Raw genomic sequence first — 15650 nt, 5'->3', positions numbered from 1 at the left:
CGGCGGGGATCATGCCTCCTGGGGCCCGACTCCGCTGCGGGGGCGTCGTTTCGTGTCCTCGACGCGACCGGGAGGCCGAGGCCCGTGGCCGGTCGCGCGGGTCAGGTGTAGTAGGTGTCGAACGATCCGATCCACCATGCCGCGGGCGGCAACACGCACACCTGCGCGGCGGCCGTGGTCCAGCACCGGCACAGGACCGCGGCCCCGGAGGTCCACCACGCCGTCGTCCGCAGTGCGCTCACCGCTCCGGCCTGGAACCCCTGCCCTTCGGGATCCGTCATGCCGGGATAACCCATCCAGTCCTCGGTGAAGACCCCGTCCGACCCGAACACGATCACCGCCGACACGAGCCACAGGTCGACCAGCAGAGCCAACACGGTGAACGCCACGTCGAGGCGCAGATACGCGGGCGTCGGCACCAGCACCCGTACCGCCAGGGGTCCTTGGCGCCGCACCCAGTCACTCGGCCAGACGCGCACCAGCACAACCCCGGCGTACACCAGCGCGGCGACGGCCGCCGTCCACCCGACCATGAAGCACAGCCCGAAGAACAACATCAGTGGACTCACGCCGAGCCAGATACGGCGCCACGGCGGAATGGTTCCCTCCGCAGCGACGATGCGTGGCAACCGGCAGGAACGGTGACTGACCGGCGACGACAGTCGCGCCGGCTGTCCTTCCATGAAAGTACCGCCGCCGAAGGACATGCCCGTGGTACCGCGGTACACCTCTGCTGCCGAAGTGTCCCCTGTGGGCCCACAGTCACGGCCGGCCGGTCTCATAGCTTCGACATCAGGCGCATCGACGCATCCGCGGCGCCTGTCGAGGCGGGAAAGGCCACTTCCATGATCGAAGCGCGTGAGCTGACAAAGCGGTACGGCGACAGGACGGTCGTCGACCACTTGAGCTTCGTCGTCAAACCGGGAGAGGTGACCGGCTTCCTGGGGCCCAACGGAGCGGGCAAGTCCACGACCATGCGCATGATCATCGGCCTGGACTCCCCCACGGCCGGCTCGGTCACGGTCAACGGACGCTCCTACGCGAAGCACCCGGCGCCGTTGCACGAGATCGGCTCCCTGCTGGAGGCCAAGTCCGTCCACCCTGGACGGACCGCGTTCAACCACCTGATGGCACTCGCCCACACTCACGGCATCACGCGCCGCCGGGTGGAGGAGGTCATCGAGCTGGCGGGACTGACGAGCGTGGCCGACAAGCGGGTGGGCGCGTTCTCGCTCGGCATGGGCCAGCGGCTCGGCATCGCCTCGGCCCTCCTCGCCGACCCGGCGATCGTCATGCTCGACGAACCGGTCAACGGCCTCGACCCCGAGGGCGTGCTGTGGGTGCGCAACCTGCTCCGATCCCTGGCCGCCGAGGGCCGCGCGGTGATGCTCTCCTCGCACCTGATGAGCGAGACCGCACTGATCGCGGACCACCTCGTGATCATCGGCCGCGGCCGACTCCTCGCGGACACCACGGTCGACGACTTCACCCGGGAGGCCGGCGGCGGAGGCGTGAAGGTCGCCACCGCCGAGACCACGAGGCTGCGCTCGCTGCTGGCCGGCCCCGATGTCGGCATCAGCTCCTCCTCCGCCGGGGAACTGCTCGTGTCCGGACGCGGCGCGCGCGAGATCGGGGCGATCGCCGCCCAGCACGGGATTCCGCTGTACGAACTCACCCCGCAGGCCGTCTCCCTGGAGGAGGCCTTCATGGCTCTCACCCACGACGCCGTCGAATACCAGAGCGCCCCCGCCGACTCCGCCCGAAAGGCCGCCTGATGACTGCCGACACCCTGTTCGCGGCTCCCGCCCGCACGACGGTGCACAAGGTCACCGGCCTTCGGGTACTGCGTTCGGAGTGGGCCAAGTTCTGGTCGCTGCGCTCCAGTTGGATCACCCTGGGCGTCGCCCTGTTCCTGCTGGTCCTCTTCGGGGCGGTGGCCGCCTACACCTACAACCCGGACGCCGTGGCGACCGACGGACCGCCCGGCCCGAGCTCAGGCGGCGCCGTCGACGCCGTCAGCCTGGCCCTCACCGGCGTCACCTTCGCCTCGCTGGCCATCGGCGTCCTCGGGGTGCTGCTGGCCGCGGGCGAGTACAGCACCGGGATGATCCGCTCCACGCTCGCCGCGGTGCCGCGCCGGCTGCCGGTCCTGTGGTCGAAGAGCGCCGTGATCGGCCCCGTCGCTCTGGTCCTCACCACCCTCGCCGCGCTGGCCGCGTTCCAGCTGGGCACACCGGGCCTCGACGGCGAGGAGATCGCCCTGTCCATGAGCGACGACGGGGTGCTGCGCAGCCTGCTCGGCGCCGGCGTCTACCTCGGCCTGGTCGCCGTGTTCGGCGTGGCCCTGGGCGTGCTGCTGCGCTCCTCCGCCGGGGCCATCGCGACTCTGGTCGGCGTCCTGCTCATCCTGCCGGGCCTGGCCTCGCTGCTGCCCGACTCCTGGTACGACACCCTCAGTCCCTACTTCCCCAGCAACGCGGGCCAGGCCGTCTACGCCCTGCACCAGTCCTCCGGCGCCCTCTCCCCCGGCGCGGGACTCGCCGTCTTCGCCGGCTGGGTGGCGCTGACCCTCGCGGGGGCGGCCTACCGGCTGGTCCGATCAGACGCGTGAACCGCGGGCCGAGGACAATGAGGGCCATGATCCCGAAGCGGGCGGCAGCCGCCGCGCACACGACCCAGGGGGCGGCGCTCGCGCCGTCCTCCGGGTTCGACGCCGCCTGGACACATCCGCTCCTGGGCCGCCTGTTGCGCGACCAGAGCCGCCGGCAGCGGCTGGACCGGCGGCATCCATGGCTGCTCGACACCGCGGTGGTACTGGTCATCGCCCTCGTCAGCCTGCCCGATCTGTTCGCCGGCGAGAGACACGGTCCCTTCGAGGGAACGGCCCACAACGGCGATCATCCGTTCGTCGTCCTGCTCGTCTTCTCCGCCGCGCTCATCGTGCCGCTGTGGTGGCGGCGCAGAGCCCCGGCCGTCACCTTTCTCGTGGTCGCGCTGGTGTCCCTCCTCCAGTGGTCCCTGGGCATCTGGCAGCAGTCCGGAATCAGCATGCTCGTCGCCCTGTACACCCTGGCCCTGCACGGGTCGTTGCGGATGCTGGGCTGGGCCGCCGCGCTGACCGGCGCAGAGGTCGCTCTGGCGGTGTGCGTCCTGGTGCCCGTCGAGCGTCCGCTGCTCGGCATGTTCTTCCTGCTGGGCACGGCGACGGCGGCCATCGCCATCGGTCTGACCCTCCGTATCCGCCGGATGTATCTGGCGGCACTGGAGGACCGCGCCGGACGCCTGGAGATCGAGCGCGACCAACGTGTCCAGCTCACCGCGGCCGCCGAGCGCTCCCGGGTGGCACGCGAGATGCACGACATCGTCGGCCACAACCTGTCCGTCATGGTCTCCCTCGCCGACGGCGCCGCGACCCTCGCCGCCAACCGGGGTGAGCAGTCGGCCGAGGCGTTGCGCATCCTCGGTGACACCGGCCGCCAGGCCATGGGCGAGCTCCGCCGTGTGCTGGGCGTCCTGCGCGAGGAGCAGGAGGACGTACGGATGCTCAGCCCCCAGCCCGGCATCCGGGACCTGGACCCTTTGCTGACCCGGGTCCGCGCGGCGGGACCGGCGGTGACCTACCGGACAGTGGGTGAGCTCGACTCACTGGGCAGCGGTGTCCAGCTCACCGTCTACCGCATCGTCCAGGAAGCACTGACCAACACGCTCAAGCACGCGGGTACGGGCTCCTCCGCCGAGGTCACCGTGACTGCGGACGCCGGCCAGGTGCGGATACGCGTCGCCGACACGGGCGTACCACCGGGCGCCCCCGTACCTGCGGAGTCGCCGCCGCACACCGGCGACGCCGGGCACGGGGTGGTCGGTATCCGTCAGCGGGCCGCCATGTACAGCGGGGCCGTCACCATCGGACCGCGCGACACCGGCCTCGGCTGGCTCGTGGACGTCGTGCTCGACGTACCCTCCGGGCCCGCCCCGCCGGCACCAGGAGAGCAGATGCCATGACCACCGTACTCATAGCCGACGACCAGCCTCTGCAGCGCATGGGCTTCCGCATGCTCCTTGAGGGCACCCCCGGTCTGACGCCCGTCGGCGAGGCCGCGCACGGCGCCGAAGCCGTGCGCCTGGCATCGGAACTGCGCCCCGACGTCGTGCTGATGGACATCCGTATGCCCGGCATGGACGGCCTTGAGGCGACCCGCCGCATCATCGCCACCGGCGGCCGCACCCGCGTCCTCATCGTGACCACCTTCGACCTCGACGAGTACGCCTACGAAGGTCTGCGGGCGGGAGCCAGCGGCTTCCTCCTCAAGGACGCCCGCCCCGAGGAACTCGTCGCCGGCATCCACGCGGTCGCGTCCGGCGACGCCGTCGTGGCGCCCCGGCTGACCCGCCGGCTGCTGGACGCCTACGCCCACCAGGTCCTCGCACCCGCCGGCGCCACGGAAGCCGTCCACCCCCGGTTGCAGACACTCAGCGACCGCGAGCGCGAGGTGCTGGTCGCCGTCGCGCAGGGCTGGACCAACAGCGAGATCGCCGAGCGGCTCGTCCTGACGGAGTCCACCGTCAAGAAGCACGTCGGCCGTGTCCTAGCCAAGATCGGCGCACGCGACCGCATCCAGGCCGTGATCACGGCGTACGACGCCGGACTGGTCAGGGCCAAGCCGTAGCCACTGCAGCTCCGGAACCGTACGGCCGGGGCGCCCGCCGGCCGCACCGGACGTCGAAACGCGGCCCGTCCGGCGTCAGCGACCCTTGCGTACCCGGGCCGCCGCGCGGGCTTCCGCCGTCTTGCGCGCCTCGGCGGCCTTGCGGGACTCCTTCGCGGGTCGGCCCGGGCGGGTGCCGATGCCGCGGAAGGGGGCGTTGCCGGTGTTGGTCTTCGTCCCGGTCGGCGGGCGTTTCGCCCCGGTGATGGCGGTCAGCTTCTCCTCGCCGGAGCGCACCTGTACGACCGTCGGCCGGATCCCGGCGTCGGACATCATCCGGTTCACGTCGCGCCGCTGGTTGGGGGTGACCAGGGTGACGACCTTCCCGGACTCACCCGCGCGCGCCGTGCGCCCGCCACGGTGCAGGTAGTCCTTGGCGTCGGCCGGCGGGTCGACATTGACGACGAGGTCGAGCGCGTCGATGTGAATGCCCCGCGCGGCGACGTTGGTGGCCACCAGCACGGTGATCTCGCCGTCCTTGAACTGGCCGAGCGTGTGCGTGCGTTGGGGCTGAGACTTCCCGCTGTGCAGGGCGCCGGCCCTTACCCCGCTGGCCCGCAGATGACGGGTGAACTGATCCACGCCTGTCCTGGTGTCCAGGAACATCAGTACCCGGCCGTCCCTGGCGGCGATCTCGGTCGCGGTGGCGTACTTGTCGGCGGCGTGGATGTTCAGCACGTGGTGTTCCATCGTGGTGACCGAGCCCGCCACCCGGTCGACCGACGCGAGCACCGGGTCACGCAGGTACTGGCGTACCAGCTGGTCGACGTTGTGGTCGAGCGTCGCCGAGAACAACAGCCGCTGTCCGTCGGCGCGCACCTGGTCCAGGATGTCCGAGACCTGCGGCAGGAACCCCAGGTCGCACATCTGGTCCGCCTCGTCCAGCACCGTGATCCGCACCTGGTCCAGGTGGCAGTCCCGGCGCGACACCAGGTCGGTCAGCCGCCCCGGGGTCGCGATGACCACCTCGACGCCGGTGCGCAGCAGCGCCTGCTGCTTGTTGATGGACAGGCCGCCGACCACCGTGGCCAGTCGTACGTTCAGCGTCTGCGCGTAGGGCGCCAGCGCTTCGCCCACCTGCTGCGCGAGTTCCCGGGTCGGTACGAGCACCAGCGCGAGCGGCCGCTTGGAGTCCGCGCGCAGGCCCGCCGTCCGGACGAGCAGCGCGAGCCCGAAGGCGAGCGTCTTGCCTGAGCCGGTTCGCGCACGGCCCAGGACATCACGGCCGGCCAGTGCGTTGGGCAGGGTCGCCGCCTGGATGGGGAAGGGCTCCGTCACCCCGAGGCGCCCCATCACCTCCATGACTTCCGGCGGCAGCCCGAGCGCGTCGAAGGACGCCGCCGGCGGCAGGCCCGGGACCCCCGTCTGCGGGGTGGTGAGCTCGCCCAGCGGCCCTGTGGGAGCCGGCGGTCTGGCGTTCATGAGGAACCTTCCTGGTCTGGCGCCCCCAATGCGCCGGGGCCCGTACCCCCTGGTACGGGCCCCGGCGGTGTCGAAGCGCGGTGCCATTTTATCAGCGGTGGCCTTTCGGCCGGTGCCGTCGCTGGGAGCCGTCGGCGCGGACCGCGTAGAGGTGGCGCGTCCTGGCGTACTCGCTCAGGTTCCGGATGACGTGCTCGCCGGCTCCTTCCGACGGCCGACGCGTGGGCGGTGGAAGGAGCAAGCACGGTTCCGCCCGCGCCGGCGAACGGTGCGGCCGCCGTGCCCTTGATGACCGCTCTGCGCGCCGTCGTCAGGACGCGCAAAGCTTTGCGAAGTCATGGGCGCCGTCCAACCACGCGATGTGCACTCGGTGGTGACGGATCGTCAGCGTGCTGATGCGTGAAGCACGCCTGGCCAGGCGGGTGTTCGCGAGGGCGAGGGAGCCACCGGGATTCAGCTGCCCGGGTACTGAATGCGTTCGTATTCCTCTATTGGACCCCAGGGCGCCGGCGAGCAAGGCTGGAGCGCAACTTTTTCTTCGCGACACCCGAAAGAGGTCACGAGCACATGCACACTCGACGCATCGGTGACGTGGAGGTCAGCGCGATCGGTCTGGGCGGGATGCCCATGTCGATCGAGGGACGGCCGGACGAGGCCCGTTCCCTCGCCACCATCCACGCGGCGCTCGACACGGGCCTGACACTGATCGACACGGCGGACGCCTACCACCGGGACGCCGGCGAGGTCGGTCACAACGAGACCCTCATCGCCAAGGCACTCGCCTCTCATGAGCGCGGTACGGACGTGCTGGTCGCCACCAAGGGCGGCCATCTGCGTGCCGGCGACGGCAGCTGGTCCCTGGACGGCTCCCCCGCCCACATCAAGGAGGCGTGCGAGGCCTCGCTGCGCCGCCTGGGTGTGGAGGCCATCGGGCTGTACCAGTTCCACCGTCCCGACCCCAGGGTCCCTTACGAGGAGTCGGTCGGCGCGGTCCGGGACCTGCTGGACGAGGGGAAGATCCGCATGGCGGGCATCTCCAACGCCGACCCGGACCAGATCCGGCTGGCGAACGAGATCCTCGGCGGACGGCTGGTCTCCGTGCAGAACCAGTTCTCCCCGGCCTTCCGCTCCAGCGAACCGGAACTCCGGCTCTGCGGCGAACTGGGCATCGCGTTCCTGCCCTGGAGTCCGCTCGGTGGCATCTCCCGGGCCGGCGGGCTCGGTTCGGCGTACGCGCCCTTCGCCCGGATCGCCGCGGCCCACGGCGTCAGCCCGCAGCGCGTGTGCCTGGCCTGGATGCTCGCCAAGTCGCCGGTGGTCGTGCCGATCCCCGGTGCCAGCCGCCCGGAGACCATCCGCGACTCCGCCGCCGCTGTGGACCTGGTGCTCTCCGCCGAGGAGTCGGCCGAGCTGGACGCCGTCTGAGCCCCTGGAAGCCCGGTCCACCGGACCGGGCGGGCGGGCACCGGGGTGTCGCCCCGGTGCCCGCGGCCCAGCAGCTCGCGGATCTCGTCGCGGGCGGCCCGGCGCGGGTCGGAGTCCGGCACCCGGGCCGTGACCAGGTCTGCGGCCCGGTCGGGTTCCTCCTCCTGCCGGTGCCCCGGCCCCTGCGCTTCTTCACCGGGACCGCCACCCCGTCGACCCGGCCGCGCTCGGCCTCCCAGCGTCCTACGTGGTGGTCGCCGAGCACCTGACCCTGTCGTCGGCCGTCTCCTCACCGGAAGCGGCATATCCGCTGTGGGTAAGGTCGGACACGTGCTGGGCCTTCTCCTTGAGCGCGCGGCTGACGAAGGTGCGGGATGCGCCGAGGGTTCGTCCGGTGGCAGCATCCTGTTCAGGCGTGGCCTGGACCTGGAAGATGTCGTCGGCCTGCCAGGCGGCGGTGAGAGCCCGACCGGGTAACCGGTCGGCGTCACTGCCTTCAACGGTCGGGGGCAGTGGGAAGGTCTGCGGTTCGGTCATGCCCCCACCATGAACCGGACGGACATAATCCACTACCCCCTTCCGAGGGGGCCAGGCCGACAACAGACGTACCGACGACGGGACTCAGCAAATGATCATCTTCGGCACCAAGGGGTACCTGTACCAGCTCGCGATACTCACTCTGGTGTGCGGCCACTGCGGGAATCCCTCCGCACACGCGCTCCGCAGGCGTGTCACCAAGTTCACTCTGTTCTTCGTGCCCCTGTTCCCCTTCTCGACGAAGTACACGACGCAGTGCACCTTCTGCGGTGCGGAGCAGAAAGTGACCGAGGAGCAGGCGGAGCAGATGCAGAGCGGCGGCGCCGGTGGCCGGACGAACACGCCGCCGCAGCAGCAGTCCTACCGGCCCTGAACAGTCGCGCCCCCGGTCGTCATCGTGATCCGTGCCTGATACGGCGAAGCATCAGGAAACCGACGATCAGGAGGAGCGCTCCGAGCGCGGCCGGCCACAGCTGGGTTCCCGTGTCGGCGAGATCGCCGGTGACCGCCTGCGGTTCGGGCTGCGCGGCGGCATCGTCGCCGTTGCCTTCGTCGGCGGTCGCCGCGCTGCCGACTTCACCGTCACCGTCGTCCGTCGGCGACACGGCCGACTCGGCCCGCTGGGTGGCCGGCGGTGTCGTGTAGGCCCTGGGCTCCGCTTCCGCGGGCTCCTTCGGGGGAGTGGCGCCCGCCGGGTCCGGGGTCTGCGTGGCCGGGGAGGGAGAGGCCGAGGGGTCCGGGGTGTCGTCCTCGCTCGAGGTGTCCGTGGGCTCGGGGGCCGGCTCCTCGCCCCCTCCGGACGGCGGGTCGGGGGTCGGAGACGGGCTGTTCCCGGGATCCTCACCGTTCGAGGAGCCGGCCTCGCACTGCCGTCCGGTGTTGATGCAGTCGACCATCTCCCGCATCAGGTTCTCGTCGAAGACGTTGATGAAGTCGCCGTGATCCGTGACCGGCTTGTGCAGGTTCTCGGGGAAGGAGTCGACCGCGAACAGCGGGACCGTACGGCCGCCGTCCTGAAGGCTGGGCGCGTCGACGTCGTAGACGATGCGCTGCACCAGTTGCGGGATCGCCTGGAAGCCGTTTCCGCAGTTTCCGGCGGCGTCGGCGAACGCCACGTGGGTGCGGTGGTTGGCGCTGTCGATGTTGCTGCCGTCCCAGCAGCTCTGGAACCTGAAGGTGCGCACCACGTCGCTGCCCTGGGGGCAGAGCGGGTACTTGTCCTTCAGCTGCCGGTCCTCGAACCCGGTGCAACTCCAGGAGGCGTTGGCGTTGGCGGTGCCGTTGACGAACGCCTTGGCGTCACCGGTGATGATGCGCAGCAGCCTGGGCATGGCCACGACCGGGCCGCTCGGGTTGCCCGCGAATGTCATCGTGACCTCCCGGGGCGTGACGATCTCACCGGCGTTGCCTTCGATACCGCCGCCGGGAGAGTTGGCGTCCTTTTCCTGCGTTCCGTTCTGCAGGCGCAGGACGGGCCAGAAGTAGGAGGACCTGTCGCCCTGGTCCACGCAACTGGTCTGCGCGGCGGCCAGGTCCTCGTTGCTCGCGAACGCGTCGTTGGCCTGGTTGCCGACGTAGTCGTGGAAGTGGTGTGCGCCGTTGGAGACACCGGGGGCCACGATGACGTTGTCCGAGTTGAACAGGCCGTTCTCGTTCACACCGCAGCTCGTGGCGAAGGTGCCGCGTGAGGCGTTGTTCTCCGGGGCCGGGTTCTGCACGCTGGGCTGGACGGTGGTGATGTCCGCGAAGTCGCCGGCGACCGGACCGTTCCCGGCCTGGCCGCCGTTGCCGCTCGGCTCCTCTTCCTGGCCGCCTTGTTCGTCGCCCTCGCCGTCGCCCTCGCCCTGACCGTCCTGGCCTTCGCCGGCCTGGTCGCCGGTCTGGCCCTCCCCCTGCCCGGGCTGGTTGCCGGAGGCACGGAACGTACAGGCCGCCAGGGCGTCGAGTCCCTCCGGGCGTTCTCCCACGCGGCCGATGGCGATCGCGATCCGTTCTATGGTCGCCGCCCGCTTCTCCTGCAGGGGATTCATGATCGCGGAGTCGGCGAAGCCACTGTCCTGCCGCATCGCCTGCGTCGAGCTCTGCAGCCGCTGGTAGGCGTCGGCGATCTGCTGGTCCAGGGCGGCGAGTTCCCTGTCGACCTCCGGCCGCGCTCCGTCCGGTACGGTCACCAACTGGTCGCCGACATCCGGGCAGTCGATCGTGGCGGCCCCCGAGGACAACGTCCGGTCGGTCCGGCTCTGCTGAGCCGAGTCGCCGCCCAGGCCGCCTTCGGTGGCCGAGGCGTACACGTTCGCCACGACCAGTCCACCTCCGCCCAGCATCAGGGCGACCGCCGCAAAGGTGGCGCGGCGGGGACCTGTTGGGCGTCTGCGCGTATTGCGTCCCACAGAAGTACTCCTGCGCTCATAGCCGGTTCGACATGGAAATGCCCCCAGTCCCATACGCGGACGGACCCCCGGGCGTTCAAGCGCGGCAGGGATTCACAGGAACTCCCAAGGAGAGGGACGCCCAGGACGGCCCATAAGTCCGCCTTATGGGCTCATAACCCCGACCCCCGTACCAGCTTAGGCTTGCCTTAGTTTAGGCTTCCTTCGAAGATCTCTTGTTCATCGCTCGAAGGGAACCTGATCATGCCTCGCCCTCTGCGGGTGGCCATTGTCGGAGCCGGCCCGGCCGGGATCTACGCCGCCGACGCGCTGCTGAAGTCCGCAGTGGCCGCCGATCCCGGTGTCTCCATCGACCTCTTCGAGCGGATGCCGGCCCCGTTCGGTCTGATCCGGTACGGCGTCGCCCCCGACCACCCGCGCATCAAGGGCATCATCACGGCCCTGCACCAGGTGCTCGACAAGCCGCAGATCCGCCTCTTCGGCAATGTCGACTACCCGGGCGACATCAACCTCGACGATCTGCGCGCCTTCTACGACGCGGTGATCTTCTCCACGGGGGCCACGGCCGACCGCGCCCTCGACATACCCGGCATCGAGCTGGACGGCTCGTACGGGGCCGCCGACTTCGTCTCCTGGTACGACGGGCATCCGGACGTGCCGCGTACGTGGCCGCTCGACGCGGAGAAGGTCGCGGTCCTGGGGGTCGGCAACGTCGCGCTCGACGTGGCGCGCGTCCTGGCCAAGACGGCGGACGAACTGCTGCCGACCGAGATCCCCCCGAACGTCCACGAGGGGCTCAAGGCCAACAAGGCGCTCGAAGTCCATGTCTTCGGCCGCCGTGGCCCGGCGCAGGCCAAGTTCAGCCCGATGGAGCTGCGCGAGCTGGACCACTCCCCCAACATCGAGGTCATCGTCGATCCCGAGGACATCGACTACGACGAAGGCTCGATCGCGACCCGGCGCGGCAACAAGCAGGCCGACATGGTCGCCAAGACTCTGGAGAACTGGGCCATCCGCGACAGCGGCGACCGGCCGCACAAGCTGTTCCTGCACTTCTTCGAGTCGCCGACCGAGATCCTCGGCGAGGACGGCAAGGTCGTCGGCCTGCGTACGGAACGGACCGCTCTCGACGGCACGGGCAACGTCAAGGGCACCGGAACCTTCAAGGACTGGGACGTGAGCGCGGTCTACCGTGCCGTGGGTTACCTGTCCGACAAGCTGCCCAAGCTGCCCTGGGACGTCGGTTCCGGGACCGTCCCCGACCGGGGCGGCCGGGTGGTCGAGGAGACCGGCGAGCACCTCACGTCGATGTATGTCACCGGCTGGATCCGGCGCGGCCCCGTAGGGCTGATCGGGCACACGAAGGGCGACGCCAACGAGACCGTCGCCAATCTGCTCGACGACTACGCGAACGGCCGTCTCCCCGCGCCTGCTTCGCCCGCCCCGGAGGCCGTGGACGCGTTTCTCGGCGAGCGGGACGTCCGCTTCACCACATGGGAGGGCTGGCACCGGCTGGACGCCGCGGAGAAGGCTCTGGGCGAACCCCAGGGGCGCGAGCGCGTCAAGATCGTGGAGCGCAAGGACATGCTCCGCGCCAGCGAGGCGTAGGCAAGGCCTCGACAGTTCAGCAGGGCTCGGCTCGCGGGACACCGCGAGCCGAGCCTTTGTCGTCCCTCACCCGAGTTTGTCCGGGCGGCCCGCCGGAGCGGATTCCGGCGGCAGTCCGCTCCCCGGTTCCCGCGCCTGGGTGCGCATACTGCGCAGGGCCAGCAGGAGTACGCCGATGTCGTCCAGGTAGACGGGGTCGGGCACGAGGTCGGTCGGGAGCACCAGGTAGAGAACCGCGCCCCAGAAGACCCAGCGCGGGCCCGTCGGCAGGCCCGCCCGGCGCAGATCCCGGCGGGTGCGCACCAGCCGCACGAGCAGAGTGCCCGCCACGGCCAGCACAGCCGCCGCCAGGACCGCGACGACCAGGATCACCGTCGTAGTGGAATCCATCGTTCCTCCGCCGTTCTCCGCTTGCCTTTGTCCGGTCCTTCTTACCCCTCGACTTCCCCTTCACCATGCCTCCACACCACGGCCCCTGCACCTCTCACGTACAGCACATTTGAGACAGCCCGAGGCGAGGGGAAAGTACGGACCTTATGCCGCCGCAGCGGATTTCCGCAGGTTACACCGGGCGGCAAAGCGATCACCAAGAGCGCGAACGAGCCAGTACTCAAGAGTAATTCACAGTGAGTTGATTGTTCCGGAGCGCCGCTGCCATAATCCGCTTTCTAACCCGTCGTCACCCCTGGCGGGGTCCTCACCGGAATTCGCTCGGCGTAACGCCCGGATTCACGATTCCCCCACCAAGTCCGCACAAGAACGTGACTCCGGCGTTTTCCGTCACCTCGGCGAGCTGGATGATCACGGCTCGGAAGAGTTGGATGCGCGACATAATGCAGCGAAGAAGGTGCGTTTATGTCCAATTATTTCACGCGGCCGGACGAGCCGCCCACATACAGCCCGACGTATCCCGAACCCGCACCTGGGCGGGTTATACACAGTCATCCTGAATTTCAGTCGTTGCGCAACGGCTACCGGCGCTTCGCAGCGTTGTCGACAGCGGTCGCCGTCGGCGGTTTCCTGCTCTACGTCCTGTTGTCGAGCTTCGCGCCCGGCATCATGAATCAGCCACTCGTCGGTCATCTGACGCTCGGCCTGGCACTCGGGCTGGGGCAGTTCGCGGTGATGGGGGTGACCGCCTGGCGCCATGTACGGCGGATGCGCACCCATTTCGATCCGGTCGCCGAGGGGCTGCGCGCCCACCTGGAGCAGCGTCGGCCCGGGCAGCACCGTCCGGCCGAGCAGGCCGGTGCCCGTCCGCAGAACACGAGGGAGTACCGCACGTGGTGACCATCGGTGCCGGTGTCGTCGATCCGTTCAGCCGGCAGTTGACCTTCGTGCTCTTCCTGTCGGTCGTCGTGGTCACCCTGTTCGCCGCGCTGCTGATCGCCCCGCAGCGCGACGAGGTCGGCGAGTTCTATCTCGGCAACCGGGAGATGTCGCCCCTGAAGAACGGGCTCGCGATGTGCGGGGACTATCTGTCGGCCGCGACCCTGCTGGGCAGTACCGGGCTGGTCGCTCTCACCGGCTACGACGGCCTGCTGTACCTGGGCGGCACCACGGTCGCCTGGATGATGGTGCTCCTGGTGATCTCCGAACCGCTGCGCAACACCGGCAAATTCACCCTCGGCGACACCCTGGCGCTGCGGCTGCCCCAGGGCGGACGGGCGGTCCGGCTCGCGCTCTCCATCTGCACCCTGACCATCTGCTGTCTCTATCTGGTAGCCCAACTCGTGGGCAGCGTCGCCCTGTTGACCCAGTTCACCGGTGTGCCCAGCACCACCACCCGCACCTTGTGCGTCGTGGTCATCGGCACCATCGTCATCGTGTACGCCTCGCTCGGCGGGATGCCCGGCGCCACGTTCATCCAGATCGTCAAGGCCGTGATGCTCATCTTCGGCGTCGCCGTCACGGCCGTCATGGTGCTGAACCGCTTCGACTGGAACTTCAACGCGCTGCTGGCGGCCGCCACCGAGAACAGCGGCATCGGCCAGCGGTTCCTCGAACCCGGTCTGCGCTACGGCGCCAGCACCACCAGCAAACTCGACTTCCTCAGCCTCCAGCTGGCCATCGTGCTGGGTCTCGCCGCACTCCCCCACGTGATGATGCGTCTGCTGGCCCCGCGCTCCACCAGCGTCCTGCGCTCCTCGGTCGTGTGGGCCGCCGGTCTCGTCGGCTTCGTCTGTCTGGCCGCCGGCATCCTCGGCCTGGGCGCCACCGCCCTCGTGGGCCGTGAGTCCATCGTCGACACCGACCCGAAGGGCGACGCGGCCGTCCTGCTGCTCGCGCAGTCCATCGGCGGCGGAGTGCTCACCGCGCTCCTGTCATGTCTGGCCTTCGTCACGCTCCTCGCGGTGGCCGCCGGTCTCACCCTTGCCGCGGCCTCCTCCCTCGCCCACGACCTGTACGGCGAGGTCATCCGCAAGGGGCGCGCCACCCAGGCCGAGGAACTGGGCGTGGCCAGGCTGGCCGCGGTCCTCATCGGCGTGCTGGGGATGGCTCTGGCCCTGCTGTCGTGGGAGACCAACGTCTCGACCCTCGCCTTCCTCGCCTTCGCCATCGCCGCGTCCGCGCTACTGCCCACGCTCCTCTACAGCCTGTTCTGGCGGCGCTTCAACTCCCGGGGCGCACTGCTCAGCCTGTGCGGGGGGCTGGCCTGTTCGGTGCTGCTGGTCGTGTTCTCCCCGGTGGTCTCGTCGACCGGCTCCTCCATCTATCCGTCGGCGGATTTCGCCTGGTTCCCGCTGCAGAATCCCGGCATCGTCTCCATCCCGGCGGGCTTCTTCCTCGGCTGGCTCGGTACGGTCCTGACTCCTCGTCAGGAGACCTCCTCGTACGAGGAGTTCGAGGTCCGTGCGCTCGTCGGGGCCGGAGCCGACGCCGCGTAGCACGTACGGGGGCGCCCGCGTCAGTGCCGTGACAGCGTGCGCCCCCGTGCCCGGGCCGGCAGTACCGGGGAGCGGCCTCTGCCCGCCCGGGCCACCACTGCCACGCTCGCCGGGCCCCGAGGTGGGAATGCCCGCGCCCGCCGCCGGATCCGCCGTCGCACTCCAGCACATGGCGCCGCCAGAAAATCCGCCCAGCGGGCAACGGCCCCGGAAGTCGGTCCTGTGTTCGCCGGTTCCCCCACGCGACCACTCCAGGAGTCACTTCCTGCCGGAGCCCCCACCGCCGAAGGAGCCACTGTTGCCGGGCGTCCAGCGCGGGCGGGACTGGTCCTCGCCGCGTTTCGTGCCGGACGAATCGAGGTTGTGCGGATTGAGCCGTTCGCTCTCCTCAGAAGCGCGGGGCACCTCGTTGGGCTCACGCCTCTCCCGCTCCTCGTGCACCGGCCCGGACTCCGGCAGCGTGGGCTGCTCGTCCGGCCTGGGCGGGGGCGATTCCGCCTCCTTCGCCCGCACTCCCAGCCGGACGGCCCAGATCAGCAGGGCCACCACGATCAGGCCACCGGCGAAGGCGGCGATCACATTGAGTACGTTGCTCGATGCGGCGAGTACCTGTCCCGCCTCTGCTGCTGCTTCTGCCGTGTTCATGGTCGCCGAGTGCCCCTGAACCGGTCGGC

15 protein-coding genes are annotated in these 15650 nt (G+C 69.9%); 9 read left to right on the top strand and 6 right to left on the bottom strand.

Features of this window, described 5'->3' with window-relative positions:
- Positions 1-101 precede the first annotated feature (101 nt).
- Positions 102-569 carry a hypothetical protein gene (locus tag RB628_RS02035; RefSeq protein WP_318318491.1) on the bottom strand — a complete coding sequence of 156 codons (468 nt, stop codon included), beginning with the start codon at positions 567-569 and terminating at the stop codon, positions 102-104.
- 276 nt (positions 570-845) lie between these two features.
- On the opposite strand from RB628_RS02035, the gene RB628_RS02030 reads away from it, so the two are divergent.
- Genes RB628_RS02030 through RB628_RS02015 form a run of 4 tightly spaced genes read left to right on the top strand, consistent with a single transcriptional unit; the run spans position 846 to position 4667 of the window.
- On the top strand, positions 846-1775 hold the full coding sequence (locus RB628_RS02030) for an ABC transporter ATP-binding protein (RefSeq protein WP_318318490.1): 930 nt from the start codon (positions 846-848) through the stop codon (positions 1773-1775).
- Complete coding sequence (locus tag RB628_RS02025; protein WP_318318489.1) at positions 1775-2611, top strand: ABC transporter permease; 837 nt, start codon at positions 1775-1777, stop codon at positions 2609-2611. The genes RB628_RS02030 and RB628_RS02025 overlap by 1 nt, the downstream gene beginning before the upstream one ends.
- 26 nt (positions 2612-2637) lie before the next feature.
- Entirely contained in the window at positions 2638-4002 is a 1365-nt protein-coding gene (locus RB628_RS02020; RefSeq protein WP_318318488.1) for a sensor histidine kinase, read from the top strand.
- On the top strand, positions 3999-4667 hold the full coding sequence (locus tag RB628_RS02015; RefSeq protein WP_318318487.1) for a response regulator transcription factor: 669 nt from the start codon (positions 3999-4001) through the stop codon (positions 4665-4667). Before RB628_RS02020 ends, RB628_RS02015 begins: the two co-directional genes overlap by 4 nt.
- A 75-nt stretch (positions 4668-4742) precedes the next feature.
- Here the strand turns inward: RB628_RS02015 and RB628_RS02010 are convergent, their stop codons facing one another.
- Complete coding sequence (locus tag RB628_RS02010; protein WP_318318486.1) at positions 4743-6128, bottom strand: DEAD/DEAH box helicase; 1386 nt, start codon at positions 6126-6128, stop codon at positions 4743-4745.
- 567 nt (positions 6129-6695) lie between these two features.
- Between RB628_RS02010 and RB628_RS02005 the strand changes: the two genes are divergently transcribed.
- Positions 6696-7553 carry an aldo/keto reductase gene (locus RB628_RS02005; protein WP_318318485.1) on the top strand — a complete coding sequence of 286 codons (858 nt, stop codon included), beginning with the start codon at positions 6696-6698 and terminating at the stop codon, positions 7551-7553.
- A gap of 243 nt (positions 7554-7796) precedes the next feature.
- Here RB628_RS02005 and RB628_RS02000 read toward each other — a convergent pair whose 3' ends face one another.
- Positions 7797-8090 (bottom strand): hypothetical protein, encoded by a 294-nt coding sequence (locus RB628_RS02000; RefSeq protein ID WP_318318484.1) that lies wholly within the window; start codon positions 8088-8090, stop codon positions 7797-7799.
- A 91-nt stretch (positions 8091-8181) separates the two neighbouring features.
- Between RB628_RS02000 and RB628_RS01995 the strand changes: the two genes are divergently transcribed.
- Positions 8182-8463, top strand: a complete 282-nt coding sequence (locus tag RB628_RS01995; RefSeq protein ID WP_318318483.1) for a zinc-ribbon domain-containing protein — start codon at positions 8182-8184, stop codon at positions 8461-8463.
- Between the two features lie 19 nt (positions 8464-8482).
- On the opposite strand, the gene RB628_RS01990 is transcribed toward RB628_RS01995, so the two are convergent.
- Entirely contained in the window at positions 8483-10480 is a 1998-nt protein-coding gene (locus tag RB628_RS01990; protein ID WP_318318482.1) for a DUF1996 domain-containing protein, read from the bottom strand.
- Positions 10481-10723: 243 nt separating this feature from the next.
- Here RB628_RS01990 and RB628_RS01985 point away from each other — a divergent pair, with 243 nt between their 5' ends.
- The gene (locus tag RB628_RS01985) at positions 10724-12088 is read left to right on the top strand and encodes an FAD-dependent oxidoreductase (RefSeq protein ID WP_318318481.1); all 1365 of its coding nucleotides are present in this window, start codon (positions 10724-10726) and stop codon (positions 12086-12088) included.
- Positions 12089-12154: 66 nt separating this feature from the next.
- Here the strand turns inward: RB628_RS01985 and RB628_RS01980 are convergent, their stop codons facing one another.
- Positions 12155-12478 (bottom strand): YkvA family protein, encoded by a 324-nt coding sequence (locus tag RB628_RS01980; protein WP_318318480.1) that lies wholly within the window; start codon positions 12476-12478, stop codon positions 12155-12157.
- A gap of 543 nt (positions 12479-13021) precedes the next feature.
- On the opposite strand from RB628_RS01980, the gene RB628_RS01975 reads away from it, so the two are divergent.
- Both RB628_RS01975 and RB628_RS01970 read left to right on the top strand, forming a co-directional pair.
- Complete coding sequence (locus RB628_RS01975) at positions 13022-13378, top strand: DUF485 domain-containing protein (RefSeq protein WP_318318579.1); 357 nt, start codon at positions 13022-13024, stop codon at positions 13376-13378.
- A complete protein-coding gene (locus RB628_RS01970) occupies positions 13372-14976 on the top strand; it encodes a cation acetate symporter (RefSeq protein ID WP_318318479.1) in 1605 nt (534 codons plus the stop codon). The genes RB628_RS01975 and RB628_RS01970 overlap by 7 nt, the downstream gene beginning before the upstream one ends.
- A 258-nt stretch (positions 14977-15234) precedes the next feature.
- Here RB628_RS01970 and RB628_RS01965 read toward each other — a convergent pair whose 3' ends face one another.
- On the bottom strand, positions 15235-15621 hold the full coding sequence (locus RB628_RS01965) for a DUF6479 family protein (protein WP_318318478.1): 387 nt from the start codon (positions 15619-15621) through the stop codon (positions 15235-15237).
- Positions 15622-15650: the final 29 nt, after the last annotated feature.

This window comes from Streptomyces sp. ADMS (assembly GCF_033441795.1).
Taxonomy (GTDB): domain Bacteria; phylum Actinomycetota; class Actinomycetes; order Streptomycetales; family Streptomycetaceae; genus Streptomyces.
This window is presented reverse-complemented; position numbering and strand designations above follow the sequence as displayed.

Bases quoted from the DNA above. Each gene is read 5' to 3' on its own strand.
- RB628_RS02030 (WP_318318490.1), top strand. From the start codon at position 846: ATGATCGAAGCGCGTGAGCTGACAAAGCGGTACGGCGACAGGACGGTC.
- RB628_RS02025 (WP_318318489.1), top strand. From the start codon at position 1,775: ATGACTGCCGACACCCTGTTCGCGGCTCCCGCCCGCACGACGGTGCAC.
- RB628_RS02020 (WP_318318488.1), top strand. From the start codon at position 2,638: ATGATCCCGAAGCGGGCGGCAGCCGCCGCGCACACGACCCAGGGGGCG.
- RB628_RS02015 (WP_318318487.1), top strand. From the start codon at position 3,999: ATGACCACCGTACTCATAGCCGACGACCAGCCTCTGCAGCGCATGGGC.
- RB628_RS02010 (WP_318318486.1), bottom strand. From the start codon at position 6,128: ATGAACGCCAGACCGCCGGCTCCCACAGGGCCGCTGGGCGAGCTCACC.
- RB628_RS02005 (WP_318318485.1), top strand. From the start codon at position 6,696: ATGCACACTCGACGCATCGGTGACGTGGAGGTCAGCGCGATCGGTCTG.
- RB628_RS02000 (WP_318318484.1), bottom strand. From the start codon at position 8,090: ATGACCGAACCGCAGACCTTCCCACTGCCCCCGACCGTTGAAGGCAGT.
- RB628_RS01995 (WP_318318483.1), top strand. From the start codon at position 8,182: ATGATCATCTTCGGCACCAAGGGGTACCTGTACCAGCTCGCGATACTC.
- RB628_RS01985 (WP_318318481.1), top strand. From the start codon at position 10,724: ATGCCTCGCCCTCTGCGGGTGGCCATTGTCGGAGCCGGCCCGGCCGGG.
- RB628_RS01980 (WP_318318480.1), bottom strand. From the start codon at position 12,478: ATGGATTCCACTACGACGGTGATCCTGGTCGTCGCGGTCCTGGCGGCG.
- RB628_RS01965 (WP_318318478.1), bottom strand. From the start codon at position 15,621: ATGAACACGGCAGAAGCAGCAGCAGAGGCGGGACAGGTACTCGCCGCA.